The sequence below is a fragment of the Streptomyces sp. NPDC006925 genome (assembly GCF_042869575.1).
GTDB lineage: Bacteria > Actinomycetota > Actinomycetes > Streptomycetales > Streptomycetaceae > Streptomyces.
The window spans coordinates 102938-126838 of sequence record NZ_JBIAGB010000018.1 but is presented as its reverse complement, the minus strand read 5'-3'; the positions used below and the strand labels follow the sequence as shown (position 1 = coordinate 126838).

At 72.1% G+C, this 23901-nt stretch carries 20 protein-coding genes; 11 read left to right on the top strand and 9 right to left on the bottom strand.

Annotation, left to right across the window (positions count from 1 at the left end):
• The first annotated feature begins 202 nt into the window (after positions 1–202).
• Together recA and recX are read left to right on the top strand one after the other, a co-directional pair.
• Positions 203–1360 carry a recombinase RecA gene (recA, locus tag ACFYNS_RS22970; RefSeq protein WP_360300996.1) on the top strand — a complete coding sequence of 386 codons (1158 nt, stop codon included), beginning with the start codon at positions 203–205 and terminating at the stop codon, positions 1358–1360.
• A 3-nt stretch (positions 1361–1363) separates the two neighbouring features.
• On the top strand, positions 1364–2089 hold the full coding sequence (recX, locus tag ACFYNS_RS22965; RefSeq protein WP_360300993.1) for a recombination regulator RecX: 726 nt from the start codon (positions 1364–1366) through the stop codon (positions 2087–2089).
• A gap of 139 nt (positions 2090–2228) precedes the next feature.
• Here the strand turns inward: recX and ACFYNS_RS22960 are convergent, their stop codons facing one another.
• The 5 genes from ACFYNS_RS22960 to ACFYNS_RS22940 all read right to left on the bottom strand — a co-directional run bounded on the left by ACFYNS_RS22960 (position 2229) and on the right by ACFYNS_RS22940 (position 7661).
• The gene (locus tag ACFYNS_RS22960; protein WP_388604819.1) at positions 2229–3911 is read right to left on the bottom strand and encodes an FAD-dependent monooxygenase; all 1683 of its coding nucleotides are present in this window, start codon (positions 3909–3911) and stop codon (positions 2229–2231) included.
• 214 nt (positions 3912–4125) lie between these two features.
• The gene (locus ACFYNS_RS22955) at positions 4126–5031 is read right to left on the bottom strand and encodes an amino acid ABC transporter permease (protein WP_388604817.1); all 906 of its coding nucleotides are present in this window, start codon (positions 5029–5031) and stop codon (positions 4126–4128) included.
• Positions 5028–5675: an amino acid ABC transporter permease gene (locus tag ACFYNS_RS22950; RefSeq protein ID WP_360298738.1), complete on the bottom strand. Its 648-nt coding sequence runs from the start codon at positions 5673–5675 to the stop codon at positions 5028–5030. Before ACFYNS_RS22950 ends, ACFYNS_RS22955 begins: the two co-directional genes overlap by 4 nt.
• 159 nt (positions 5676–5834) lie before the next feature.
• A complete protein-coding gene (locus ACFYNS_RS22945) occupies positions 5835–6746 on the bottom strand; it encodes a glutamate ABC transporter substrate-binding protein (RefSeq protein ID WP_360298735.1) in 912 nt (303 codons plus the stop codon).
• A gap of 129 nt (positions 6747–6875) precedes the next feature.
• Positions 6876–7661, bottom strand: coding sequence for an amino acid ABC transporter ATP-binding protein (locus ACFYNS_RS22940; protein ID WP_360298732.1), 786 nt, complete (start codon positions 7659–7661; stop codon positions 6876–6878).
• 381 nt (positions 7662–8042) lie between these two features.
• Here ACFYNS_RS22940 and ACFYNS_RS22935 point away from each other — a divergent pair, with 381 nt between their 5' ends.
• Together ACFYNS_RS22935 and ACFYNS_RS22930 are read left to right on the top strand one after the other, a co-directional pair.
• Positions 8043–8768: a response regulator transcription factor gene (locus ACFYNS_RS22935; RefSeq protein WP_360298729.1), complete on the top strand. Its 726-nt coding sequence runs from the start codon at positions 8043–8045 to the stop codon at positions 8766–8768.
• Between the two features lie 22 nt (positions 8769–8790).
• Positions 8791–10218 (top strand): HAMP domain-containing sensor histidine kinase, encoded by a 1428-nt coding sequence (locus ACFYNS_RS22930; RefSeq protein WP_360298727.1) that lies wholly within the window; start codon positions 8791–8793, stop codon positions 10216–10218.
• Here ACFYNS_RS22930 and ACFYNS_RS22925 read toward each other — a convergent pair.
• Both ACFYNS_RS22925 and ACFYNS_RS22920 read right to left on the bottom strand, forming a co-directional pair.
• Positions 10184–13255 carry an alpha-mannosidase gene (locus ACFYNS_RS22925; protein WP_388604814.1) on the bottom strand — a complete coding sequence of 1024 codons (3072 nt, stop codon included), beginning with the start codon at positions 13253–13255 and terminating at the stop codon, positions 10184–10186. The genes ACFYNS_RS22930 and ACFYNS_RS22925 overlap by 35 nt on opposite strands.
• A gap of 52 nt (positions 13256–13307) precedes the next feature.
• A complete protein-coding gene (locus ACFYNS_RS22920; RefSeq protein ID WP_388604812.1) occupies positions 13308–14342 on the bottom strand; it encodes a TAXI family TRAP transporter solute-binding subunit in 1035 nt (344 codons plus the stop codon).
• Between the two features lie 321 nt (positions 14343–14663).
• Between ACFYNS_RS22920 and ACFYNS_RS22915 the strand changes: the two genes are divergently transcribed.
• The 3 genes from ACFYNS_RS22915 to ACFYNS_RS22905 all read left to right on the top strand — a co-directional run bounded on the left by ACFYNS_RS22915 (position 14664) and on the right by ACFYNS_RS22905 (position 17618).
• Positions 14664–15113, top strand: coding sequence for an ATP-binding protein (locus ACFYNS_RS22915; protein ID WP_388604810.1), 450 nt, complete (start codon positions 14664–14666; stop codon positions 15111–15113).
• An 82-nt stretch (positions 15114–15195) separates the two neighbouring features.
• Positions 15196–16713: a tRNA (N6-isopentenyl adenosine(37)-C2)-methylthiotransferase MiaB gene (gene miaB, locus ACFYNS_RS22910; protein ID WP_388604808.1), complete on the top strand. Its 1518-nt coding sequence runs from the start codon at positions 15196–15198 to the stop codon at positions 16711–16713.
• Between the two features lie 197 nt (positions 16714–16910).
• On the top strand, positions 16911–17618 hold the full coding sequence (locus ACFYNS_RS22905; protein ID WP_388604805.1) for a class III extradiol dioxygenase subunit B-like domain-containing protein: 708 nt from the start codon (positions 16911–16913) through the stop codon (positions 17616–17618).
• 379 nt (positions 17619–17997) lie between these two features.
• Here the strand turns inward: ACFYNS_RS22905 and ACFYNS_RS22900 are convergent, their stop codons facing one another.
• Together ACFYNS_RS22900 and ACFYNS_RS22895 are read right to left on the bottom strand one after the other, a co-directional pair.
• Positions 17998–18246: an antitoxin gene (locus tag ACFYNS_RS22900; RefSeq protein WP_360298714.1), complete on the bottom strand. Its 249-nt coding sequence runs from the start codon at positions 18244–18246 to the stop codon at positions 17998–18000.
• Between the two features lie 46 nt (positions 18247–18292).
• The gene (locus ACFYNS_RS22895) at positions 18293–18619 is read right to left on the bottom strand and encodes a hypothetical protein (RefSeq protein WP_360298711.1); all 327 of its coding nucleotides are present in this window, start codon (positions 18617–18619) and stop codon (positions 18293–18295) included.
• Between the two features lie 253 nt (positions 18620–18872).
• Between ACFYNS_RS22895 and miaA the strand changes: the two genes are divergently transcribed.
• The 4 genes from miaA to ACFYNS_RS22875 all read left to right on the top strand — a co-directional run bounded on the left by miaA (position 18873) and on the right by ACFYNS_RS22875 (position 23838).
• Positions 18873–19832, top strand: a complete 960-nt coding sequence (miaA, locus tag ACFYNS_RS22890) for a tRNA (adenosine(37)-N6)-dimethylallyltransferase MiaA (RefSeq protein WP_360298708.1) — start codon at positions 18873–18875, stop codon at positions 19830–19832.
• A gap of 108 nt (positions 19833–19940) precedes the next feature.
• Positions 19941–20459, top strand: a complete 519-nt coding sequence (locus ACFYNS_RS22885; RefSeq protein WP_388604802.1) for a hypothetical protein — start codon at positions 19941–19943, stop codon at positions 20457–20459.
• 67 nt (positions 20460–20526) lie between these two features.
• Positions 20527–21417 (top strand): diaminopimelate epimerase, encoded by an 891-nt coding sequence (gene dapF / locus ACFYNS_RS22880; protein WP_388604840.1) that lies wholly within the window; start codon positions 20527–20529, stop codon positions 21415–21417.
• 147 nt (positions 21418–21564) lie between these two features.
• Entirely contained in the window at positions 21565–23838 is a 2274-nt protein-coding gene (locus ACFYNS_RS22875) for an HD domain-containing protein (RefSeq protein ID WP_360303326.1), read from the top strand.
• Positions 23839–23901 lie beyond the last annotated feature (63 nt).

Genomic DNA, 23901 nt, shown 5'->3' with positions numbered 1-23901 from the left:
CATCTGCGGTTCTGCGGGTTTTCCACAGGCATGCGGGGCGACTTGACGCAAAAATCGAACATCGATTCTTATGGAGGCTCCGGCGAGCACGCCCGCTCAGGCCATGGCCCAGTGAGCGCGGGTCCGGACCGATTGTCAGTGGCAGCCGCTAGCGTCGTGAGACGTGAAGCGATCGACTCAAGCAAACAACCGGGTGGCACCCATGGCAGGAACCGACCGCGAGAAGGCGCTCGACGCCGCGCTCGCACAGATTGAACGGCAATTCGGCAAGGGCGCCGTGATGCGCATGGGCGAGCGGCCGAACGAGCCGATCGAGGTCATCCCCACCGGGTCGACCGCCCTGGACGTGGCCCTCGGCGTCGGCGGCCTGCCGCGCGGTCGTGTGGTCGAGGTCTACGGCCCGGAGTCCTCCGGCAAGACGACCCTGACCCTGCACGCGGTGGCCAACGCGCAGAAGGCGGGCGGCACGGTGGCCTTCGTGGACGCCGAGCACGCGCTGGACCCCGAGTACGCCAAGCGCCTCGGCGTCGACACCGACGCGCTGATCCTCTCGCAGCCGGACAACGGCGAGCAGGCCCTCGAGATCACCGACATGCTGATCCGCTCCGGCGCGCTGGACCTGATCATCGTGGACTCGGTCGCGGCGCTGGTGCCCCGGGCCGAGATCGAGGGCGAGATGGGCGACTCCCACGTAGGCCTCCAGGCCCGGCTGATGAGCCAGGCGCTGCGGAAGATCGCCGGTGCGCTGAACCAGTCCAAGACCACCGCGATCTTCATCAACCAGCTCCGCGAGAAGGTCGGCGTGATGTTCGGTTCGCCGGAGACCACCACGGGCGGCCGCGCACTGAAGTTCTACGCCTCGGTGCGGCTCGACATCCGCCGCATCGAGACCCTGAAGGACGGCACCGACGCCGTCGGCAACCGCACCCGCGTCAAGGTCGTCAAGAACAAGGTCGCGCCGCCCTTCAAGCAGGCCGAGTTCGACATCCTCTACGGCATGGGCATCAGCCGCGAGGGCGGCCTGATCGACATGGGCGTGGAGAACGGCTTCATCCGCAAGTCCGGAGCCTGGTACACCTACGAGGGCGATCAGCTCGGCCAGGGCAAGGAGAACGCCCGCAACTTCCTGCGGGACAATCCCGACCTCGCCAACGAGATCGAGAAGAAGATCAAGGAGAAGCTGGGCATCGGCGTACAGCCGCAGGACCCGGCCGGCGAGCCCGGCACCGATGCTGCGGACAGCAGTCCGGCAGCCCCCGCGGCGGACAGCGGCACGGACCCGGCCAAGAGCGTTCCGGCTCCGGCGGCCAAGGCGGCCAGGACGAGTAAGGCGTCCAAGGCCGCTGCGGCCAAGAGCTAGTCCGTGACACGGCGCAGTGACTGGCCGGAGTACACACCTTCCACACCTTCCCCGGAGCCGCCCCCGGCCTCCGCCCGCTGGGGCGAGGGCCTGTCGGCGGACATCCAGGACAGCGATGGTCCCGCTCCGTCGAGGGCCGAAGCGGGACCATCGCGTGCGTCGTCCCGGAACCGGGGGCGAGGCTCGGACGGGGAGCGGGGACCCGGGGCGGAGGCCGAGCCGAAGGACCCGGTGGAGCGGGCCAGGGCCATCTGTCTCCGACTGCTCACCGGCACGCCCAGGACGCGACGGCAGCTCGCCGACGCGCTCCGCAAGCGAGAGGTGCCCGAGGAGGCGGCGGAGGAGGTGCTGGCCAGATTCGAGGACGTCGGTCTCATCGACGACGCCGCGTTCGCCGCAGCCTGGGTGGATTCCCGGCACCACAGCAGAGGTCTGGCCCGCAGAGCGCTCGCCCGCGAACTGCGCACCAAGGGCGTGGATTCCACAGTGATCGACGAGGCTGTCGGCCGGCTCGACTCCGACTCCGAGGAGGAGACGGCCCGTGCCCTGGTGGCGCGCAAACTGCGCTCCACCCGGGGGCTCGACCGGGAGAAGCGCCTTCGGCGGCTCGTCGGCATGCTGGCCCGCAAGGGGTACTCCGAGGGCCTCGCGCTCCGCGTGGTCCGGCGTGCGCTCGAGGAGGAGGGCGAGGACCCGGAGATGCTCGACGAGCATCTCCACGGCCTGTGACGGCGGTGAGCGGGCCGGACAGCGAGTCGGCCGGCGGTCCGGCAGCCCACCGCGACCGGGTGCTGCCGCACCCGCCACGCCCGGTCCGGGCAGCGCACCGCGCGCCACCCGCTCCCGCGCGGCCGGAGCGGCCCCGGGGTCATGTGTGCGCGCCCCCGCGCACCGCCTCCGCGCAGGCCCGCAGCGCGTGCGGACGTCCCGCGGGGAAGGCCGCCGCGAGATGGCCGTCCGCGCGGATCGCCAGCACCGTGTGCGCCGCCGCCTCCGGGTAGCTCTCGGCGACCAGCAGCGTCGCGCGCAGCGGCAGCTCTGCCACGGCGGACGCCAGCTCGGGCATCATGCCCGCCGACAGCCAGTGCCTGCTGTCCCATACGCCGGTGCCCGGAGCCACCAGCAGCACCAGCAGCTCTCCGCCGGGCCCGCCCAGCCAGTCGTGCAGCGCGCCGCGGGAGCCGTCCGCCGCCGTGACCGGGACGTCGGACACCGGAGCCCCGGGGGCCGTTCCCACCGACACCGTTTCAGCACTCAGACGCGCAGATGTCAACGGCGTGCGGGCGTAGGTAGGGGGCGCGCCCAGCAGGCCGCGCCCCAAGTGGCCGTCGGTGAGCAGCCCCAGACGGGAGCGCGCACCCCCGCCCGGGAGCAGCGCGCGCAGCCCGCCGCCGCGCCGCACCACGGGCAGCGTCTGGTCGACGGCGCGCAGTCGGGCGGCCACGGCACCCCGTCGTTCCGTCTCGTAGCTGTCCAGCAAGGTGTCCGCCGCCGCGCCGTGACCGTGGTGCCAGGCCAGTGCGAGCTTCCAGGCGAGGTTGGCCGCGTCCCGCAGTCCCTCGTCGACGGACTGCACCCCCAGCGCGCCGGTCAGATGCGCGGCGTCCCCGGCGAGGAAGACGCGCTGGACGCGCCAGTGCCGGGCCAGCCGCTGGTGGGCGGTGTGCACACCGGTGTCCACGAGTTCGTAGGGTCCGATACCGCCGCGGCCGGGGTCCTGCGGTCCAGAACCGTGTCCGCGCCCGCTCGCGGACTCGCCGCGGCCGGGCGCCGCGGAGCTCACCGACTCCTCGGACCAGATCGCGAGGGTCTCCGCCACCCGCTCCAGCATCTCCTCGGGGGTGACCAGCTCACCGCGCGGCGGCAGCAGCCAGTCCAGCCGCCAACGCTCGTCGGCGAGCGGGCGGGCGGTCACCTCTCCCGGTGCTCCGTCCGGGTCGCGGTGCAGCAGTGCGCTGCCCACGTCGGCGGCGCCGCGCCGGCCGTCCGCTTCGTGGGCCCCCTCCTCCCACGGCAGTCGCACCCGCAGTGTGGCGACCGCGTGCCGTTCGACCGAGGTACGTCCGGGGAAGCGCACCCCGAGCAGCTTGCGGACGGTCGAGCGTGCGCCGTCGCAGCCCACGGCGTAGCTGCCGCGCCACCAGGTGCCGGAGGGTCCCCGGGTGTGCGCGGTGACCCCGTCGGGGTCCTGTTCCAGCAGGTCCACATGGCTGCCGCTGACGATCCGCGCCAGCTTCTCGTCCGCCAGAGCGCTGCGCAGTGTCCGCTCCAGCGCGTGCTGCTCGATGTGCAGCGGTGCCTGTTCCGGGGGAAGGTCGACCCGCTCGACCGGCTGCGCGCGGCGCCGGGTGCGCCAGGAGCGCCAGCGCAGTCCGGGCAGTGCGGGCAGGATGGCGGCGGTGTCCGGACGCAGCAGGCAGGTGCGGGCCGCGCGGGCCGCGGGGACACCGTCGGTGGAGTCCAGGACCAGGGAGGGGACGGCGTGCCGGGCGAGGGCGAGGGACAGGGCGAGGCCGGCCGGGCCCGCCCCGACGACGATCACCGGGTCCACGGTGCGGAGACCTCACTGCCCTGATGGTGCTGACGGGGGCCGGGGTTCTCCGATGGTGGAGCCTGGTGCGCGATCACGCTGGTATGCAACCCATTGCCTGAGCATGCGTCAAGTGAGGCCTTGGGACGCCGAGACGGCCTGTGGCTCGGGCGGGTGCCCTCGCCACAGGCCGTCGTGGGCCGGTGCCGTGCGGATCAGCCGGTCGAGCCGCGGGTCACTTCGACGGCGGTGCGGTGCCGTCCGGACCCTTCGTCTCGGGCGCTGCGGGGGCTGCGGCCTCCTCCAGCTCCTTCGCCTCGGCAGGCACGATTCCTGCCTTGGAGCGGCTGCCGCGCTGCTCGACGAACTTCGCGAGCCATGCCAGGGCGAGACACAGCGAGATGTAGATGGCGCCGAAGACGATGACTGTCTGCACCGTCGGATAGACGCCGCCGACCGGGGTGTTGTTGGCGATCAGGCGGGCCGAGTACAGCAGCTCCGGGTAGAGGATGATGTAGCCCAGCGAGGTGTCCTTGAGGGTGACCACCAACTGGCTGATGATGGACGGCAGCATGGCGCGTACGGCCTGCGGGAACAGCACCGAGGCGGTCACCTGCGTCTTGCGCAGTCCGAGTGCGTAGGCCGCCTCGACCTGGCCCTTGGGCACCGAGTTGACACCGGCGCGCAGCACCTCGGCCTGGACGCAGCCGTTGTAGATGGTCAGGCCCAGCACGAGCGCCCACATGGAGGTCATGTGGCCGAGGATGCCCACCCACAGCGCGAAGATCGTGATGAGCAGGGGGATCGACCGGAACAGGTCGATGAAGACGACCGCCACCCAGCGCACCGGCTTGTGGTCGGACAGCCGGGCCACGCACAGCAGCACCGCGAAGACCAGGGAGAAGACGCCCGCCAGGGCGAACACCTTCAGGGTGGACATCAGGGCGTCGAGGATGTTCTCCCGGATGCCCGCGTAGTTGAAGATGTCCCACAGCTCGCCCTCGAACTGCCCCTTGTTGTAGAGCCGGTAGCAGACCCAGGCGATCAGGGCGGCGAGGCCGATGCTGCCGACGATCGAGTAGACGAGGTTGCGGAAGCGCGCCTTCGGGCCGGGCGCGTCGAACAGGACGCTCGCGCTCATCGGGCGACCTCCAGACCCTTCTCCAGCAGCCGGAAGAGGCCGTTGATGGCGTAGGTGATGACCAGATAGCCCAGAGTGATCCAGATGAAGATCACGGCGATGTCGTAGCCGTCGTTGCTCAGTGTCTTCTGGATGTTGAACAGGTCGACGTTGTCGAAGGCACCGGCGACCGCGGTGTTCTTCGTCAACGCGATGAATATGCTGCTCAGCGGGGGTACGACCGAGCGCGTGGCCTGGGGGAGCACCACGATGCGCATGGTCTGGGTGAACGTCATTCCGATGGCGCGGGCGGCCTCGGCCTGGCCCATCGGCACGGTGTTGATGCCGGAGCGGACGGCCTCGGCGACGAAGGACGAGGTGTAGAAGCCGCAGGCGCAGACGGCCAGCACGAAGGAGTTGACGCCGGGGAAGAGCACCTTGGGCACCACGAAGAACGCCACCAGGAACAGCAGCGTGAGCGGGGTGTTCCGCAGCACGTTCACCCAGAGGGTGCCGAAGATGCGCAGCGGAGGAACCGGCGAGACGCGGAAGCCGGCGATCAGCAGTCCGAGTACGACGGCGAGCAGCGCGCTGACCACCGTCAGCCACAGAGTGCCGAGGAATCCCTCGCGGAACAGCGCCAGGTTGTCGAGCAGTACGTTCATGAATTCTCCGCGAGGAGTCGCGTAGGGACGGCGGGAAGGGCCGGGCCGGTCACCCGGCGGTCACCCGCCGGGTGCGAGGCACCGGGAAGGGCGGGCGGCGCCCGCAACACCACGCCCCGCCCCGCGCGGCACCGGTGCCGGGGAGCGGGGCGTGCGGCATCACTTCTCGGTGATCTCGGGCGGCGTCTTGAACTTGGAGCCGGACTTGCCCAGCGTCGCGTCGTACGCCTTCTTGTAGTCGCCGTTGTCCTCGTGCTTCTTGATCGAGTCGGCGACGGCCTTCTGCAGCGCCGCGTCGCCCTTCTTCAGGCCGACGCCGTAGGGCTCGTCGGAGAAGGGCTTGCCGACGACCTTGAGCTTGCCGGGGTTCTGCGCGGCGTAGCCCATCAGGATCGCGTCGTCCGTGGTGACCGCGTCGACCTGGCCGTCCAGGAGCTGCGAGACGCACTCGGAGTACTTGCTCAGCTCGGTGACCTTGGCGCCGTACTTGGGCTTCTTGATGACCTGCAGCGGCGTCGAGCCGACGATGGAGCAGACCTTCTTGTCCTTGACCGACTCCGGTCCGGTGACCTCCTTCTCGTCCTTGCGGACGAGCAGCGAGGCGCCGGCGTGGAAGTAGGGGCCGGCGAAGTCGATCTGCTTCTTGCGCTCGTCGTTGATCGTGTAGGTGCCGATCATCAGATCGACGTCGCCCTTGGAGACCGTGGTCTCGCGGGCGCCGGAGTCGACGGTCTTCCACTCGATCTGCTTGGGCGCGAAGCCCAGGTCGGCCGCGACCATCTTGGCCATCTCGATGTCGAAGCCGGAGTACTTCTTGGTCGACTGGTCCTGGAAGCCGAGGTAGGGCTGGTCGGCCTTGGCGCCGATGACGATCTTCCCGCGCTTCTGGGCCTTCTTCAGGACGGCCGAGTCGACCGTGACGTCCTTGGCGACCTCGTAGGTGGGGAGCGCCTTCTCGTCCGTCTGGTCCTTGGGCTTGTCGCCCGCGGAGCCCTCCTTGCCACCGCAGGCCGCGGTGGCGGCGAGGGCCAGGACGGCGGCTGCCGCCGCTGCGGTCTTGTGGAACTTCATGGTGAACATCCCTTGCTCGGAAAGTCGTTGGCCCGGTGTGCCGAAGCGCTGCCCGTCCGACTGCGCGGGGCTGCCGGGCCGGGCGGTGGATACGGGGTCATACGGGGTCACATGGCAAGCGGCGAAAGCTCAGTGGTGCAGGATCTTCGAGAGGAAGTCCTTGGCGCGGTCGCTGCGCGGGTTGCTGAAGAACTGCTCCGGGGTGGCTTCCTCCACGATCCGGCCGTCCGCCATGAAGACCACGCGGTTCGCCGCCGAGCGCGCGAAGCCCATCTCATGGGTGACGACGACCATGGTCATGCCGTCCCGGGCCAGTTGCTGCATGACCTCCAGGACTTCATTGATCATCTCGGGGTCGAGGGCCGAGGTCGGCTCGTCGAAGAGCATCACCTTCGGGTCCATCGCCAGGGCCCGGGCGATCGCGACGCGCTGCTGCTGGCCGCCGGAGAGCTGCGCGGGGTACTTGTCGGCCTGGTTGCCGACGCCGACCCGGTCCAGCAGCGCGCGGCCCTTCTGCTCCGCGGTCTGCTTGTCCGTCCTGCGGACCTTTGTCTGGCCCAGCGTGACGTTCTCGAGCACCGTCTTGTGCGCGAAGAGGTTGAAGGACTGGAAGACCATGCCGACGTCGGCACGGAGCTTCGCCAGTTCCCTGCCCTCCTCGGGCAGCGGCTTCTCGTCGATCGTGATGCTGCCCGAGTCGACCGTCTCCAGCCGGTTGATGGTGCGGCACAGTGTGGACTTGCCCGACCCCGAGGGGCCGATGACGACGACGACCTCGCCGCGCGCGATGGTCAGGTCAATGTCCTGGAGGACGTGCAGCGCACCGAAGTGCTTGTTGATGTTGTCCAGTACGACCAGCTTGTCGGTCGCGGGCTCGGGACCGCCTGCGTCCTTGGTCACCGATACTTCGCTCATCGACGTCCAGCTCCGTCCTCGTCGGTTGCGAGGACCTTAGTGAGCGGCTGCGAGGAGCGTCATTACATCTGAGCTGAAATTGAGCATAACGATCCGGCCGCAACCCGGCAGAGTGGGTATAGAGGGCAAGGGGGGACCGATCGGTCCCCCGGTCCCGCAACGGCTGCTCTCCCCGGCCCGCCCCGGTCCGGCCGGACCCGGCCCGGTCCGGTGGGCGGTCCGAGGCGGCAGCCGGCGCAGCGGCCGCCTGACGGCCGTCGTACCGGCTGTATAACGGATGTCCGTTCGGTCCGGGTGAGCCCTTGACTCACCTGCGCCGATCAGCGTGGATGCACTGTTGGACTCGTTCGCCGGAGGCGGTGGGAGAACAGGAGGTGCCCGGTGAAACTGCTGCTCGTCGAGGACGACGACCGCGTCGCCGCGGCGCTCTCCGCGGTGCTGGCGCGGCACGGCTTCGAGGTCACCCATGTACGCAGCGGCGCCGAGGCGCTCCAGGAGCTCCTCGTGGGCGGTCAGGAGGGGCCCGGCTTCGCCGTCGTCCTGCTCGACCTGGGCCTGCCCGACCAGGACGGCTTCGAGGTGTGCGGCCGTATCCGCCGCACCAGCTCCACCCCGGTGATCATGGTGACCGCACGGGCCGATGTGCGCTCCCGCATACACGGCCTCAATCTCGGCGCGGACGACTACGTCGTCAAGCCCTACGACATGGGGGAGCTGCTGGCCCGGATCCATGCCGTGAGCCGCCGTACGGCAGTCGAAGAGGCGTCCCCGCCCGGCGAGCGGGCCGCCTCCCAGGGCCCGGACGAGAGCGGCATCCTGCGGCTGGGCGCGGTGACCATCGAGCTGCCCACCCGCCGGGTCAGCGTGGACGGCGCACCCGTATCGCTCACCCGCAAGGAGTTCGACCTGCTGGCGCTGCTGGCCCAGCGCCCCGGTGTCGTCTTCCGGCGCGAGCAGATCATCAGCGAGGTCTGGCGGACGAGCTGGGAGGGGACCGGGCGCACCCTGGAGGTGCACGTGGCCTCGCTCCGCTCGAAACTGCGGCAGCCGACCCTCATCGAGACGGTGCGCGGGGTGGGCTACCGCATGACCACCCGGGCCGACTGACCCGGCCGGCCGGAACCCCGACGTGCGCACCCGCCTCCTCCCCCTTCTCATCGTCCTGCTGGCCGGGGTCCTGCTCGCCCTGGGCTTCCCGCTGGCGTTGAGCCAGGCGCAGGCCGAGCAGCAGCGGGTGGTGGTCGACCGGATCGACGACACCGCACGCTTCGCCTCGCTCGCGCAGTTCGTCACCTCCACCAGCGCACCGGACGAACGCCGCGCCACCCTCCAGCACGAGCTGGACCGCTACCACGACCTCTACGGCATCCGCGCTGGTGTCTTCTACCGCGACGGCCGCACCATGGCGGCTTCCCCCGCCACCTGGCGGATACCGGGCGAGGACAAGGCGGCCGGACCGGAGGGACGCCCCGACGGCGCACGCGCCTTCGCCGAGGCACTGGCCGGGCGCCGCAGCCACGACCCGCCCCAGGTCTGGCCCTGGCAGAGCGACGGCCGGATCGCTGTCGCCTCTCCCGTCATCCGGGACGGCGACGTGGCCGCGGTGGTGCTGACCGACTCGCCCACCGGACCGATGCGGTCGCGGACCCTGCGCGGCTGGCTGGCCATCGCCGTCGGGGAGGCGGCAGCCATGCTGCTGGCCCTCGGCGCCGCGCTGCGCCTGACCGGGTGGGTGCTCAAGCCGGTACGCACCCTGGACCGGGCCGCCCACGAGATCGCCACCGGAAAGCTCACCTCCCGCGTCGTCGCCTCGGTGGGGCCGCCGGAGCTGCGCAGGCTGGCGCACTCCTTCAACGAGATGGCCGGCAACCTGGAGAGCGTGCTGGAGCAGCAGCGCGCCTTCGTCGCCGACGCCTCGCACCAGTTGCGCAACCCGCTCTCGGCGCTGCTGCTGCGTATCGAACTGCTCGCGCTGGAGCTGCCCGAGGGCAACGAGGAGATGGCGTCCGTGCGGGCGGAGGGCAAGCGGCTGGCGCGGGTGCTGGACGACCTGCTCGACCTGGCGCTGGCCGAGCACGCGGGCAGCGCGCACGTGCAGCTCACCGACGTCGCCGAGATCGCTGCCGAGCGGGCCGCCGCCTGGCGGCCCACCGCGGAGCACAGCGGAGTGGAACTGAGGCTGGAGGGGCAGACGGCGGCGACCGGGTGGGCCGATCCGGTGGCGCTCTCCAGCGGGCTGGACGCCGTGGTCGACAACGCGGTGAAGTTCACCCCCCGGGGCGGCACCGTCACGGTCACCGTCCGCGCCGAGGGCGACAGCGTGACCGTCGAGACGGCCGACGGCGGCCCCGGGCTGACCGACGAGGAACTGGAGCGCGTGGGCGACCGTTTCTGGCGCAGCGGCCGCCACCAGAACGTCTCCGGCTCGGGGCTCGGCCTCTCCATCACCCGCGCCCTGCTCGCGGGGGGCGGTGCCGGACTGTCCTTCGCGCACCACGAGCCGCGGGGGCTGCGGGTGCTGATCACCGTTCCCCGGAACGCCCCAGACGCAGCGTGAGGATCTGGAAGGGCCGCAGTGCCACCCGCACCCCGGCCTCCTCCACCGTGTGGTGTGCCCGCGGCTCGGCCAGCGGCCGCTCCAGCAGGTCCGTCTCGGTCACCGACGTGACGGGGAAGCCGGGCGCCAGCAGTGCGCGGGCCCGGCCGCCCAGCGACTCGTAGAGGCGCACGACCACGTCGCCGCTGCCGTCGTCCGCCAGTTTCACCGTCTCGGCGACGATCTGTTCGCCCTGTTCGCCGTCGAGCGCGACCAGCGGCGCGACGGGGCTGCCGTCCCCCGGCACGGTCCGCTGGGGCAGGTTGATCCAGTGCCCCTCGCGCACCGCGTCCCGCAGGGTCGCGCCCGGCACCAGCCCGTAGCGCAGCCGGTGGCGGCCCTGGTCCGTCTCCGGGTCCGGGTAGCGGGGCGCACGCAGCAGCGACAGCCGAACCGTGGTGGTCTGGCCCCCGTCGGCGCGGATGTCCCGGGTGACGTCGTGCCCGTAGGTGGAGTCGTTGACCAGCGCCGCACCCCAGCCCGGTTCCTCCACGTGCAGCCAGCGGTGCGCGCAGATCTCGAACTTGGCCGCCTCCCATGTGGTGTTGGTGTGGGTGGGCCGGAAGACGTGCCCGAACTGGGTCTCGGCAGCGGACCGGTCGGCCTTCACATCCAGCGGGAACGCCGCCTTGAGCAGCTTCTCGCTCTCGTGCCAGTCGACGTCGGCCTCCATCAGCAGCAGCGGACTGCCCGCGCGCAGGGTCACCGACTGCACCGCGGTCGAGCTGCCGAAGGACCGGCGGGCCCGGACGGTGGCGCTGCGGCCGTCCGCCGCGGAGAGGGTCACCTCGTCGGCGTGCGTCAGATCGGTGGCCGTGTGCCGGTAGAACGCGTCGACGTCCCAGGCGTCCCAGTGGTTGGGCAGGTCGGGGTGGAGCTGGAGGAGGTTGGCCGGGCAGCCGGGGGCCACGGCCTCCCGCCCGGCGCGCCGGTCGTACGCCGAGACGACCAGCCCGCGGCCGTCCACCTCCACCCGCACCAGGCCGTTGTCCAGCGTCCAGCCGCCGCGGCGCCGCTCGGTCACGGTCACCGTCTCCTCGTCCCCGGCGCCCGCCCCGTGCGCGGCGCTGTCGGCGGCGGGCCGTCCGCCGCCTGCCGGGACGCCGCGTCGGGCGTGCGGGGAGCCGTTGAAGACGACTCCGCGCTCCCCGCGCCCGGCGAGCGCCCGCTGGGCCTCCTCGACGATCTCCGTCAGCTCCTCGGTGACCCGCGCATACGTCCGGCGGGCTTCGCGGTGCACCCAGGCGATGGACGACCCCGGCAGGATGTCGTGGAACTGGTGCAGCAGCACCGTCTTCCACAGCTCCTCCAGCCGCGCGTACGGATAGGCGTACCCGGTGCGCACGGCAGCTGTGGCCGCCCACAGCTCGGCCTCGTGCAGCAGGGACTCCGCGCGCCGGTTGCCCTGCTTGGTGGCGGCCTGCGAGGTGTAGGTGCCCCGGTGCAGCTCCAGATAGAGCTCGCCCTGCCACACCGGTGCGTCCGGATACTCCGCGCGTGCCTTCTCGAAGAACGCGGCGGGCTTCTCGACCGTGACCCGCGGCGAGCCGTCCAGATCACGCGTACGCGCCGCGCGCCCCAGCATCTCGCGGGTCGCACCCCCGCCGCCGTCGCCGTGGCCGAACGGGACCAGGGAGCGCGAGGCGGCGCCCTTCTCGCGGAAGTTGCGCGCCGCGTGCGCCAGCTCTTCGCCGCTGAGTGTCGCGTTGTAGGTGTCGACCGGTGGGAAGTGGGTGAAGACCCGGGTGCCGTCGATGCCCTCCCACCAGAAGGTGTGGTGCGGAAAGGGGTTGGTGCTGCTCCAGGAGATCTTCTGGGTCAGGAACCAGTCGGAGCCGGAGAGCTTCACCAGCTGCGGCAGCGCCGCGGTGTATCCGAAGGAGTCGGGCAGCCACACCTCCTTCGTCTCGATGCCGAACTCCTCCAGGAAGAACTTCTTCCCGTAGCCGAGCTGCCGCGCCATGGCCTCCCCACCCACCATGTTGGTGTCCGACTCGACCCACATCCCGCCCACCGGGACGAACCGGCCCTCGGCGACCTTGCGCGCGACCTTCGCGTAGACCTCGGGCCGGTGCTCCTTGAGCCAGGCGAACTGCTGGGCCTGCGACATGGCGAAGACGAAATCGGGATGCTCGTCCATCAGCGCGACCATGTTGGAGGAGGTCCTGGCCACCTTGCGCACCGTCTCGCGCAGCGGCCACAGCCACGCCGAGTCGATGTGCGCGTGCCCCACCGCGCTGATCCGGTGCGCGGAGGCCCGTGCGGGAGCGCCCAGTGCCGCCGTCAGCCGCTGCCGCGCCCGCTCCGCGCTGCCGGGCACGTCGGCGAGATCCAGCGCGTCCAGCGCCCGCTCCAGGGCGCGCAGCAGCTCCCAGCGGCGGGCGTCCTCCAGTGGCAGCTCACGCATCAGGGAGCCCGCCACCTCCAGGTCCAGGGTCAGCTCCCACACCTGCGGCTCGAAGACCGCCAGATCCATCCGCGCCAGCCGGTACAGCGGGGCGCTGTCGGCCGTGCGGACGTCGCCCTGGCGGGTCGGAGTCTGTGGCGTGTTGAGGATCGGATTGGAGGCGGCCTCGATGTACAGCTCGACCTTCTCACCGCCGGCTGCCGGCTCCGCGAGCCGCACCCAGGAGTTGCGCGGATGCAGTCCCTTGACGGGTTCGCCGTCCGCCCGGTGCACCAGTCCCTCGCACTGGAACCCCGGCATGTCCCGCTCGAAGCCCAGGTCCAGCACGGCCTCCACGGTGCGCCCCGCCCAGCTGTGCGGCACCTGGCCCGTCACCCGGAACCAGGTGGTGCCCCAGGCCGGCCCCCAGGTCTCGCCCACCGCCGAGGGCCGGTAGGGCGCCGAGATGCCGTCCGCCGCGGGCACGGGCTCCCCCGGTGCGTCCCAGCGTGCGACGGTCAGCGGCAGCGCGCAGGTGTGGACGGCGGGCCGTACGCGCTCCTCCAGTACCCGGTGCAGCCGGTCCTCGACGGTGCGGTGGTCGTCATGCATCGGGCGGCTCCTCGGTGGGGGTCGGGGCCTGGTGGCGACGGCGGCGTTCCGGTCAGGGTTTGGCCGAGCGGTAGTAGCGGCGGGCTCCCTCGTGCAGCGGCACGGGGTCGGTGTAGATGGCGCTCCGCAGGTCGACCTTCTGCGCTGCGTGCACCTCGCGTCCGATCTGGTCCCTGCTCTTGATGACGGAGCGGGTGATGCCCTCCGTGAGTGCCGCGTCCGTGCGGTCCATGGTCACCAGCAGGTTGGCGATCGCCACCGTCTTGACGGACCGGCCGCGCTGCACGGTGGGATAGGCGTCGGGTGCCATCACGGCCGCGCGGTAGTAGCGCATGTCGGGGCGCTGCTCGTGCAGCCGGGGGAGCAGGTCGCCGAGCTGCACCAGCCGGATGTCCGTCCGCTCCGCCAGGCGCTCGATCGCCCCCGTCGGCAGCCCGCCCGACCAGAAGAACGCGTCCAGCTCGCCCGCGGAGAGCAGGTCGGGCATGCGGTCGATGCCCTTGCGTACGGCGTGCACGTCGTGGTCCATGTCGAGCCCCGCTGCCTTCAGCAGTCTGCGGGTCACCAGGGCGACCCCGGAGCGCTTCTCACCCACACCGACGCGCAGCCCCTTGAGGTCCTCGGCACTGTCGACCGGTGAGTCCCGGGGCACGACCAGGTGCATGTAGTCGTCGTAGAGCCGGGCGCAGGCCCGGATGTGGGAGGCGTCCTTGCCGCCCTTCTCCCGGTAGGCGGCGAGCGCGTCGGAGGCGGTGATCGTGAAGTCGGCCTCTCCGGAGACGATCCGGCCGAGGTTCTGCACCGACCCCTCGCTGTGCTGCAGCGTCAGGTCGACCCGGGGCAGATCCCGGGCCAGCCGCTTCTTGAACAGGGTGCCGTAGCGCTCGTACACGCCGGTGCGCACCCCGGTGGCGAAAGTGATCTTTCCGTCGGGGGCGGGCGAGGGCGCCGGGCGCAGCCACCACACCAGCAGCCCGCACACCACGAGCACCGCTGTCGCAGCCCACAGCAGGCGTCGCCGACCGGTGCCGGAGCCGCCCGGGCGGCGCATCGGACGGGACACCGTTCGCGGACGCAGGCTGGCCATGGAAGGGGATACTGCCAGGCCCGGTGCCGGGAAGGGAGTGGCGGGAGTCACCCCGGTCCGCCTCGCGGCCCAACTGCCGTGTGCGAACACGCCGATTCGCGAACTGCAAATTTCACACTGTCGCTTGCTGAGTGGAACTGCAGGGGCCATAGTGACGGTCAGACCACGCGCGTCACGGCCCTTCCGCGGGGCCGGGACCAGCTCGACGGAAGGCGCCTCCACGTGTACGCCGCCCCCGCTCGCAGGGATCCCGCAGCAGCCCCCACGCCGGCGTCTCCAGCGTCCGCCGGCAGCCCCTCTCCGGCGGCGCCACCGGGGTACGTGGAGGACCCGACCTGGCAGTTGCGCCTCCCCGCAGGGGAGCAGCACATCGCCCGTGCACGCCTGGCCTTCACCGGCTGGCTGCGGGAGCGGGGGGACCCGCCGATATCCGCCGACGCCGTGGACGACGCCGTGCTGCTGCTGTCCGAGCTGACCACCAACGCCGTCGTGCACACCCGCTGCCTGCCCGACGCCGAACTCCTGTGCCGGGCCACCCTGGCGTCCCGCGAGACGCCCGCTGCCGCGCTGCTGCGGATCGAGGTGCACGACCACGCGGAGGGTGACGACCGCCCCAGGCTGAAGAACGGCGAGGCCGCGGACGAGAGTGGCCGGGGTCTGTGCATCGTGGCGGCTCTGGCGGCCGACTGGGGTGTCCGGCCCTCGTCCGCGACCGGCGGCAACGCGGTGTGGGCGACGCTCCGCCTCTCCGCCGGACCCGACCCCGGGTGAGGTGCGTCACATGGTCGGGTCGACGCGTGGGACGTACCCCCGCACGGCCGGGACCGCCCGTACGAACGCCTACCCTTGTCGCATGAGCAGTAGCGACCGGAGTCAGGCAGCGGACGTCAAGGGGACGTACGAGGTGCGCACCTTCGGGTGTCAGATGAACGTCCACGACTCCGAGCGGATGGCGGGACTGCTGGAGGGTGCCGGCTATGTCCGTGCCCCCCAGGGCGCCGACGCGGCGGACGTCGTCGTCTTCAACACCTGCGCCGTGCGCGAGAACGCCGACAACCGGCTCTACGGCAATCTCGGCCAGCTCGCCCCCAAGAAGGCCGCGCGCCCGGGTATGCAGATCGCGGTCGGCGGCTGCCTCGCCCAGAAGGACCGGGACACCATCGTCGAGAAGGCCCCCTGGGTCGACGTCGTCTTCGGCACCCACAACGTCGGCAAGCTGCCCGTGCTGCTGGAACGCGCCCGGTTGCAGAACGAGGCGCAGGTCGAGATCGCCGAGTCGCTCGAGGCCTTCCCCTCCACCCTCCCCACCCGCCGCGAGAACGCCTACGCGGCGTGGGTCTCGGTCTCGGTGGGCTGCAACAACACCTGCACCTTCTGCATCGTCCCGCAGCTGCGCGGCAAGGAGAAGGACCGCCGCCCCGGCGACATCCTGGCCGAGATCGAAGCGCTGGTCGACGAAGGCGTCAGCGAGATCACCCTGCTCGGCCAGAACGTCAACGCCTACGGCTCCGACATCGGCGACCGCGAGGCGTTCAGCAAGCTGCTGCGCGCGTGCGGCCGGATCGACGGACTCGAGCGCGTGCGCTTCACCTCGCCCCACCCCCGCGACTTCACCGACGACGTGATCGCCGCCATGGCGGAGACCCCCAACGTGATGCCGCAGCTGCACATGCCCCTGCAGTCCGGATCCTCCCGGGTTCTCAAGGCGATGCGCCGCTCCTACCGGCAGGAGCGCTTCCTCGGGATCATCGAGAAGGTCCGCGCCGCCATCCCACAGGCCGCGCTCTCGACCGACATCATCGTCGGCTTCCCCGGTGAGACCGAGGAGGACTTCGCCGAGACGCTGCACGTGGTGCGCGAAGCCCGGTTCGCGCAGGCGTTCACCTTCCAGTACAGCAAGCGCCCCGGCACCCCCGCCGCCGAGATGCCCGACCAGATCCCCAAGAAGGTCGTGCAGGAGCGCTACGAGCGTCTGGTGGCCCTCCAGGAGGAGATCTCCTGGGAGGAGAACAAGAAGCAGGTCGGCCGCACGCTGGAGCTGATGGTCGCCGAGGGCGAGGGCCGCAAGGACGACGCCACCCGCCGGCTGTCCGGACGTGCACCCGACAACCGGCTGGTGCACTTCACCCGGCCCGAGGAGCCCGTGCGGCCCGGTGACGTCGTCACCGTCGACATCACCTACGCGGCCCCCCACCACCTGCTCGCCGAGGGGCCCGCCAGGGCTGTCCGCCGCACGCGCGCCGGTGACGCGTGGGAGCGACGCACCTCCGCGCCGCAGGAGCAGCAGGGCAGCGGCGTCATGCTCGGACTGCCCACCGTCGGCGCCCCCGACCCGCTTCCCGCCGCCACCGGCGGCTGCGGACTGGGCTGACCGGCAGCGGTCTGCGCCCAGCGGCCGCCGACCGTCCGCACCGAGTGGCCGCCGGACCGGTCGGGACCGTCGGCCTGCCCCGGGGCGGCCGGCTCTCGTCGGGCGGCGTCACCTGTTTCAGCCGATCTCGCACGGGCGGGTGAGTCCCGGCGCGGGCAGGGTGGGAAGAGGCGTGCGGGGCACTTAAGCTGCGCGCCATGCTTGTCGCCGCAGCCGTATGCCCTTGCCCCCCGCTGCTCGTGCCCGAGGTCGCGGGTGGAGCCGCCGCCGAGATGGATCAGGCGCGGGCCGCCTGCTACGACGCCCTCGGTGTCCTGGCGGCCGCCCGCCCGGACCTGTTGTGCGTGCTCGGCCCCGCGGATCCGGCCGGACGTGGTCCCCACCCGCAGGGAGCGCGGGGAACGCTCGCCGGGTTCGGCGTGCCCCTCGAGGTGAGCCTCGGCAAGGGCGAGCCCGCCCGCCGCGAACTGCCCCCCTCGCTGACCGTCGGCGCCTGGCTCCTGGAGCGCACGGACTGGACCGGCTGCCCGGTCGAGGGCCTGGGCATCGGGGAACCCCTGTCGCGGGACCGCTGCCAGGAGGCGGGCCGCGAGCTGGCGGCCCGTGCCGACCGGGTGGCGCTGCTGGTGATGGGCGACGGCAGCAACTGCCGCACGCTCAAGGCACCCGGCTACTTCGACGAGCGGGCCGCGGCCTTCGACGCGGAGGCCGCCCGCGCGCTGGCCGAGGCCGACACCGCCGCGCTGCTCGCACTGGACGAGGAGCTGGCGTACGAACTGAAGGCCGCCGGGCGGTCCTCCTGGCAGGTGCTCGCGGGCGCCGGGCAGGGCAGCGACCTGGCCGGAAAGCTGCTCTACGACGAAGCGCCCTACGGTGTGGGCTACATGGTCGCCAGCTGGTCCTGACCGCCCGCTCGGAGTGTGCCGCGGGCGCGGGCTGTGCCGCGGGCGGATCCCGCGGCGGACGGCAAAGCGGGGGTGTGCGGCGCCGGTGCGCCGTACACCCCCGCTTGCGTGCCGAGAGGTGCTGCCGGGAGGTCCGCCGGGGAGGTGCCGGACACGGCACAGTCCTCGGGACCTCGAAGAGACCGCCGCTGACCGTGTGTGCCTACCGGCCCACCAGCGGGCCGTCGGAGGAGGGCCCGCGGTGAAGGCGCCCCGGGAGGCGCCGACCGGTGTCGCCGGTGTCCGGCACGATGCCGGAGCGGTCCCGGGGCCTCCTGTCCCGGTGCTCGGCCGTGCCCCTCCACCGCATGGGGGAGGTGTCAGCTCCCGGCCGGAAGGGTCAGGAGCCGGTACCGCTGCCGCCGGTGGGGCCGGATCCGGACTGCCCACCGCCCGCCCCGCTGCCGCCGCGTCCTTCGTCGCTCAGCTTCCGGGCTGTGTCCTTGGCCTTCCGGGCGCCGGAATCGATCTTGTCGCTGTACTTGCCCTTGGTCTTGGAGTCCGCGACCTGCGCGGCCTTGTCCACACCCTGCTGGACCTTGTCGCCGTGCTGGCCGAGCATGCCCTTGACCTTGTCCATGAAGCCCATCGCGGTTTCACCTTTCTCCCACGCCGAGCGGACCTCGCCGCGCGGCCTACTTGCGGGCGTTCTCTCCCGTCTCGCTGTCGGCGGCCTCATCCGCGGACGGTTGCTTGGGGATGCCGACACCCGCTTCGCCGGGCCCGGAACCGGCCGTCGCGGCGGTCCCGGTGTCGGGCGCCTCCTCGGAATTCTCGCGGCCAGGTGCATCCGCCGACGGGACGTCCGTGGCCGCAGGGGCCTTTTCCGAGGACACATCCTCCCGGCCCCGGGTGCCCGCTCCGCCCGATTCCACGCCCTCCGGTTCGCCGCTTTCCGGTTCCGTCGCGACCGGCTGGCCGTCCGGCTCGGTCGGCAGCTCCCGGGCTTCGGAGTCCCCCACGGGAGTGGACTCTCGGGCCTCCTGTGTTGACGTGCTGGACGAACGACCGAAAAGCTTGGCAAAAACGCCCATAACTACTCCAGATCCTACGCGTGTGGGCGAAATCCCGCGCCTCACGGAGCGTCCCATTGCGCCGCCCCGGGGCACCGGCGGAAAACCGGCTGTCGGAACCTCGCAACGGGCAACGACCCCATGAGCGCTCCGTCACGTCGCTCGTTCGAGAAGGGAGAGGCAGGTTTGCGAGACTTGACCTGTGAATGACGCAGCCGCCTCCCCGCCCCGCCCCTCGGATGCCCCACCGGTCGTCGCCGTGGTGGGTCCCACCGCGGCCGGCAAGTCGGACCTGGGGGTCTTCCTCGCCCGTGAGCTGGGCGGCGAAGTCGTCAACGCCGACTCGATGCAGCTCTACCGGGGTATGGACATCGGAACCGCCAAGCTGACCGTCCAGGAGCGGCAGGGCATCCCGCACCACCTGCTCGACATCTGGGACGTCACCGTCGCCGCGAGTGTCGCGGAGTACCAGCGGCTGGCCCGTGCGGAGATAGACAGGCTGCGCGCACTGGGCAGGGTGCCCGTGCTGGTCGGCGGCTCAGGGCTGTACGTCCGCGGCGCACTGGACGCCATGGAGTTCCCCGGCACGGACCCCGGGGTCCGCGCCCGGCTGGAGGCGGAGCTGGCGGAGCACGGCCCCGGCCCGCTGCACGCACGGCTCGCGGCAGCGGACCCGGAGGCGGCCCGTGCGATTCTCCCCAGCAACGGCAGACGCGTCGTACGGGCCCTGGAGGTCATCGAGATCACAGGGCGCCCCTTCACCGCGAACCTGCCCGGCCACGAAGCCGTCTACGAGACCGTGCAGATCGGCGTGGACGTGGCACGGCCCGAGCTGGACGAGCGGATCGCCCGCCGGGTGGACCGGATGTGGGAGGGCGGCCTGGTGGAGGAGGTCCGGGAGCTGGAGCGGCAGGGGCTGCGAGAGGGGCGCACGGCCCCCCGCGCCCTCGGATACCAGCAGGTCCTCGCGGCACTCGCGGGGGAGTGCACGCTGGACGAGGCCCGCACGGAGACCGTCCGCGCCACCAAGCGCTTCGCGCGCCGTCAGGACTCCTGGTTCCGCCGCGATCCGCGGGTGAACTGGCTGAGCGGTGCGGCCGCCGACCGGCGGGAACTGCCGGGGGCGGCGCTGGCGTTGCTCACGGAGGCGGTTACAGCCTGATCACGTGATGGCATCGGGAAGCCCTGAGCGACCGTCCCGTCACCCCCGACGTGCCATCATCGAGCAACGTCGGGTGCCGTGAAGCCGGAGTTGGGAGGGCGCGTGGCAATGGAGGCCAGCCCTCGGGACGATTCCACTCCCGCGGACGCGGAGCTCTCGCCGGAGCGCGAGCTGACGGGGCCTGCGGCCATGGAGGACCGTGAGCCGCTGCCGGGGCACGAGCTCGCAGCGGACGCGGACCCGGACGAGCCGGTTGCCGAGGAGCCCGAAGCGGAGCAGGGACCGCCGGTGGAGCCGCACGAGCTGCGCCCGCAGCGCAAGCTGCGGCTGTGGCAGCTCGCACCGATCGTGGTGCTCGGTGCTCTCGGCTCGCTGATGTTCGCCTTCCCGCTCGCCTTCGAGCCCGGCGACAGCGCCGGAGCGGTGGTCGCGATGCTCGGGCTGCTGCTGTGCGGCTGCTCGGCCGGCTGGAGCGTGATGGCGGCCCGCCGGGTGGGGCACACCTGGCCGGGGCTCCCGGCCCGCGGCTCCGGCGGACGCCCCGACTGGCGGGTCGTCCTGATCTACGCCGTGGTGGTCTGCACCGTCGTGGTGCTGGCCGTCTGGCGGGTGGCCCGGCTCCGCTGAGCCGCCTGCCGCCGTGACCTGCCCGCAGGCGGGATGCGCCCGTGCCTCCCGTACGATCGGCAGCGTGATCAGCACACCAGGAGTGCCGTTCCTCAAGGGGCACGGCACGGAGAACGACTTCGTGATCATTCCGGACCCGGACGGTCTGCTGGAGCTGCCGCCCGAGACGGTGGCCCGGCTGTGCGACCGGCGCGCGGGCATCGGCGGGGACGGCCTGCTGCGCGTCGTCCGCTCGGCGGCGCACCCGGAAGCCGCGTCCATGGCCGCCGAGGCGGAGTGGTTCATGGACTACCGCAACGGCGACGGATCCGTCGCCGAGATGTGCGGCAACGGCACCCGCGTCTTCGCGCGCTACCTGGAGCGTGCCGGGCTGGCCGGGGCCGGTGAGCTGCCCATCGCGACCCGTGCGGGGGTGCGCAGGGTGCACATCACCGAGGACGGCGGTGACATCACCGTGGGCATGGGCGCGGCCGAGCTGGCGGCACCGGACAGCGAGGCGGACGGCGGCGGAGGCGGGATCACGGTCAGTGTTCCCGGGCACACCTGGCCGGCCCGCAAGGTCGGCATGGGGAACCCGCACGCCGTGGTGTTCGTCCCGGACCTGGCCGAGGCGGGCACCCTGCACGAGGCCCCGCAGGTACTGCCTGCCACCGCGTACCCGGACGGCGTCAACGTCGAGTTCGTGGTCGCGCGCGGCCCCCGGCATGTCGCGCTGCGGGTGCACGAGCGCGGCGCGGGCGAGACCCGGTCCTGCGGCACCGGTGCCTGCGCGGTGATGGTCGCGGCGGCCCGCAGGGACGGTGCCGATCCGCGCCGGGACGGCGCGGCCGTGACCTACACCGTGGAGGTGCCCGGAGGCCGGCTGGAGATCACCGAGCGACCCGACGGGGAGATCGAGATGGCCGGCCCGGCCGAGATCGTCGCAGAGGGCGCTGTCGAACCGGCACTGCTCTCCTGACGGCACTGCGGCCCGTTGACGGCCCACCACCCCGGCGTCGCACGATGGGGTGATCCCCCTCACGCTCGACAGGACCCGGTCGGCGGCACGTGATGGGGTCGGTACCATCGCACCCCCGGCCCGGGGTGCGCAGGAGCGGGAGGTGCCATGAGCGCGGTGCGCAGTCTGCGGAAGCTCAGCAGAGCGGCACTGCTGGGCGCCACGCCACGCGACTCCCTGCCGGACGCCATCGAGCACGTCGCGAAGGTGCACAGGGCACACCACCCGCGGGCCGACCTGCGGCCGTTGCGCAGGGCCTACATGCTGGCCGAGTCCTCGCACCGGGGGCAGATGCGCAAGAGCGGCGAGCCGTACATCACACACCCCCTCGCGGTCACCCTGCTGCTGGCCCAGCTCGGCGCGGAGACGACCACGTTGACTGCCTCGCTGCTGCACGACACCGTCGAGGACACCGCCGTGACGCTCGAACAGGTGCGGCGGGAGTTCGGGGACCAGGTCTGCTACCTCGTCGACGGGGTCACCAAGCTGGAGAAGGTCGACCACGGCTCGGCCGCCGAGCCGGAGACCTTCCGCAAGATGCTCGTCGCCACCGGCAACGATGTACGCGTCATGTCGATCAAGCTTGCCGACCGGCTGCACAACATGCGCACCCTCGGCGTGATGCGCCGTGAGAAGCAGGTCCGGATCGCCCAGGTGACCAGGGACGTGCTGATCCCGCTCGCGGAACGGCTCGGTGTCCAGGCGCTCAAGAGCGAGCTGGAGGACCTCGTCTTCGCCGTGCTGCATCCTGAAGAGCACGCGGCGACCCGCGAGTTGATCCGCGAGCGGCACACCCGCCCCGACCCGCTGACCGCCTTCGCCTCCCGGGTGCGCCGCACGCTGCGCGAGGCGGGGATCGCGGCACAGGTGCTCATCCGTCCCCGGCACACCGTCTCCGTGCACCGCCTGCGGCTCAAACGTGGCCAGCTGAGCGACTGCGACTTCGCGCGCCTGCTGGTCCTCGTGGACGAGGACGCGGACTGCTACGCCGTGCTGGGCGAGCTGCACACCTGTTTCGCTCCGCTCGTCTCGGAGTTCAAGGACTTCATCGCGGCGCCCAAGTTCAACCTCTACCAGTCGCTGCACACCGCCATCGCCGACGACAGCGGCGAAGTGGCCGAGGTGCTCGTCCGCACCCGCCGCATGCACCAGGTCGCCGAGACCGGGGTCATCGCGCTCGGCGACCCACACGCCGCCGAGATGCCCGACCCCGCCGAGCCGGACGGCGGCGGAGCAGCACCGCCGACCGCCGACGGGGCAGGGGAGCGGACCGATCCCACCCGCCCCGGGTGGCTCTCGCGCCTGCTGGAGTGGCAGAGCCACGCTTCCGACCCGAACACCTTCTGGCAGGAACTGCGCGACGAACTGGCGCAGGACCTGGAGATCACCGTCTACTGCGCCGCCCCCGGCGGGGAGGGCCCCGCAGGAGGCGCGCTGCCGCTGCCGGCGGGTGCGACCTGCGTGGACGCCGCCTACGCCCGGCTGGGGGAGGCCGCCCACCGGTGCATCGGAGCGCGCGTCAACGGTCGGCTGGTGGCTCTCACCACCGTGCTGCGGGACGGTGACGCCCTCCAGCTCTTCCTCGAGCCCGGCCACGGCAGTCCCTCGGGCCCGTCACCGGAGTGGCTCGAGCATGTGCGCACCCCCGCGGCGCGGCTTGCCATCCGCGGATGGCTCGCCGCACCCGGCCGGGACGATTCCGACCCGCACGACCCGCACGAGAGCGCGGCCGCCGCCGACCGGGACGGCGCGCAGCGTGGACACGCCGCGGCGGCCTCCGAGAAGCCCCGGGGAGAGCTACGGCCCCCGCACCGGGGAGCGCGCCACCCCGAGCACCGTCCGGTGCCGCACGCATCGCAGGACACACGGCAGAACGGAGCGCACCGCACGGCCACGCACCGGGAGCAGCCGGTCGAGTACGGCGAGAACATCCCCGTCGTCCCCGGCCACCCCGGTACGCCGGTGCGGCTTGCCCGCTGCTGCACACCCGTGCCGACGGACGCCGTCACGGGATTCCCGGTGCGCGGCGGCGCCGTCACCGTGCACCGGGACAGCTGCCGATCGGTGGCGCGGATGGCCTCCGCGGGGCGTCTCACCCTCCCGGTGCGCTGGGAGCAGGGTGACGTGGGGTGCCGGGTCACCCTGCGGGCCGAGGCGTTCGGCCGCCCGCACCTGCTCGCGGATCTCACCGAGACCATCGCCGCCGAGGGCGCCGCCGTCGTCTCGGCCGACGTCGAGCCCCCGCGCGAGCAGCGCGTCCGCCACACCTACACCCTGCAGCTCCCCGACGCCGCCGGACTGCCCGCGCTGATGCGCGCCATGCGGCAGGTGCCGGGCGTCTACGACGTCACCCGCTCCGTCCGCCGGACCGCAGCGAACTGACGCACTGTCCGCTCGGACAGCCATCGGGCCGCGCGGGCGGAGGCGCGGCACGACCCCTTTCGG

What these genes read in the sequence shown, in the direction of transcription:
- recA (WP_360300996.1), top strand. Translation starts at nt 203, where the DNA reads ATGGCAGGAACCGACCGCGAGAAGGCGCTCGACGCCGCGCTCGCACAG.
- ACFYNS_RS22955 (WP_388604817.1), bottom strand. Translation starts at nt 5,031, where the DNA reads ATGAGCGCGAGCGTCCTGTTCGACGCGCCCGGCCCGAAGGCGCGCTTC.
- ACFYNS_RS22950 (WP_360298738.1), bottom strand. Translation starts at nt 5,675, where the DNA reads ATGAACGTACTGCTCGACAACCTGGCGCTGTTCCGCGAGGGATTCCTC.
- ACFYNS_RS22945 (WP_360298735.1), bottom strand. Translation starts at nt 6,746, where the DNA reads ATGAAGTTCCACAAGACCGCAGCGGCGGCAGCCGCCGTCCTGGCCCTC.
- ACFYNS_RS22940 (WP_360298732.1), bottom strand. Translation starts at nt 7,661, where the DNA reads ATGAGCGAAGTATCGGTGACCAAGGACGCAGGCGGTCCCGAGCCCGCG.
- ACFYNS_RS22925 (WP_388604814.1), bottom strand. Translation starts at nt 13,255, where the DNA reads ATGCATGACGACCACCGCACCGTCGAGGACCGGCTGCACCGGGTACTG.
- ACFYNS_RS22920 (WP_388604812.1), bottom strand. Translation starts at nt 14,342, where the DNA reads ATGGCCAGCCTGCGTCCGCGAACGGTGTCCCGTCCGATGCGCCGCCCG.
- miaB (WP_388604808.1), top strand. Translation starts at nt 15,196, where the DNA reads ATGAGCAGTAGCGACCGGAGTCAGGCAGCGGACGTCAAGGGGACGTAC.
- ACFYNS_RS22905 (WP_388604805.1), top strand. Translation starts at nt 16,911, where the DNA reads ATGCTTGTCGCCGCAGCCGTATGCCCTTGCCCCCCGCTGCTCGTGCCC.
- ACFYNS_RS22900 (WP_360298714.1), bottom strand. Translation starts at nt 18,246, where the DNA reads ATGGGCTTCATGGACAAGGTCAAGGGCATGCTCGGCCAGCACGGCGAC.
- ACFYNS_RS22885 (WP_388604802.1), top strand. Translation starts at nt 19,941, where the DNA reads ATGGAGGCCAGCCCTCGGGACGATTCCACTCCCGCGGACGCGGAGCTC.
- ACFYNS_RS22875 (WP_360303326.1), top strand. Translation starts at nt 21,565, where the DNA reads ATGAGCGCGGTGCGCAGTCTGCGGAAGCTCAGCAGAGCGGCACTGCTG.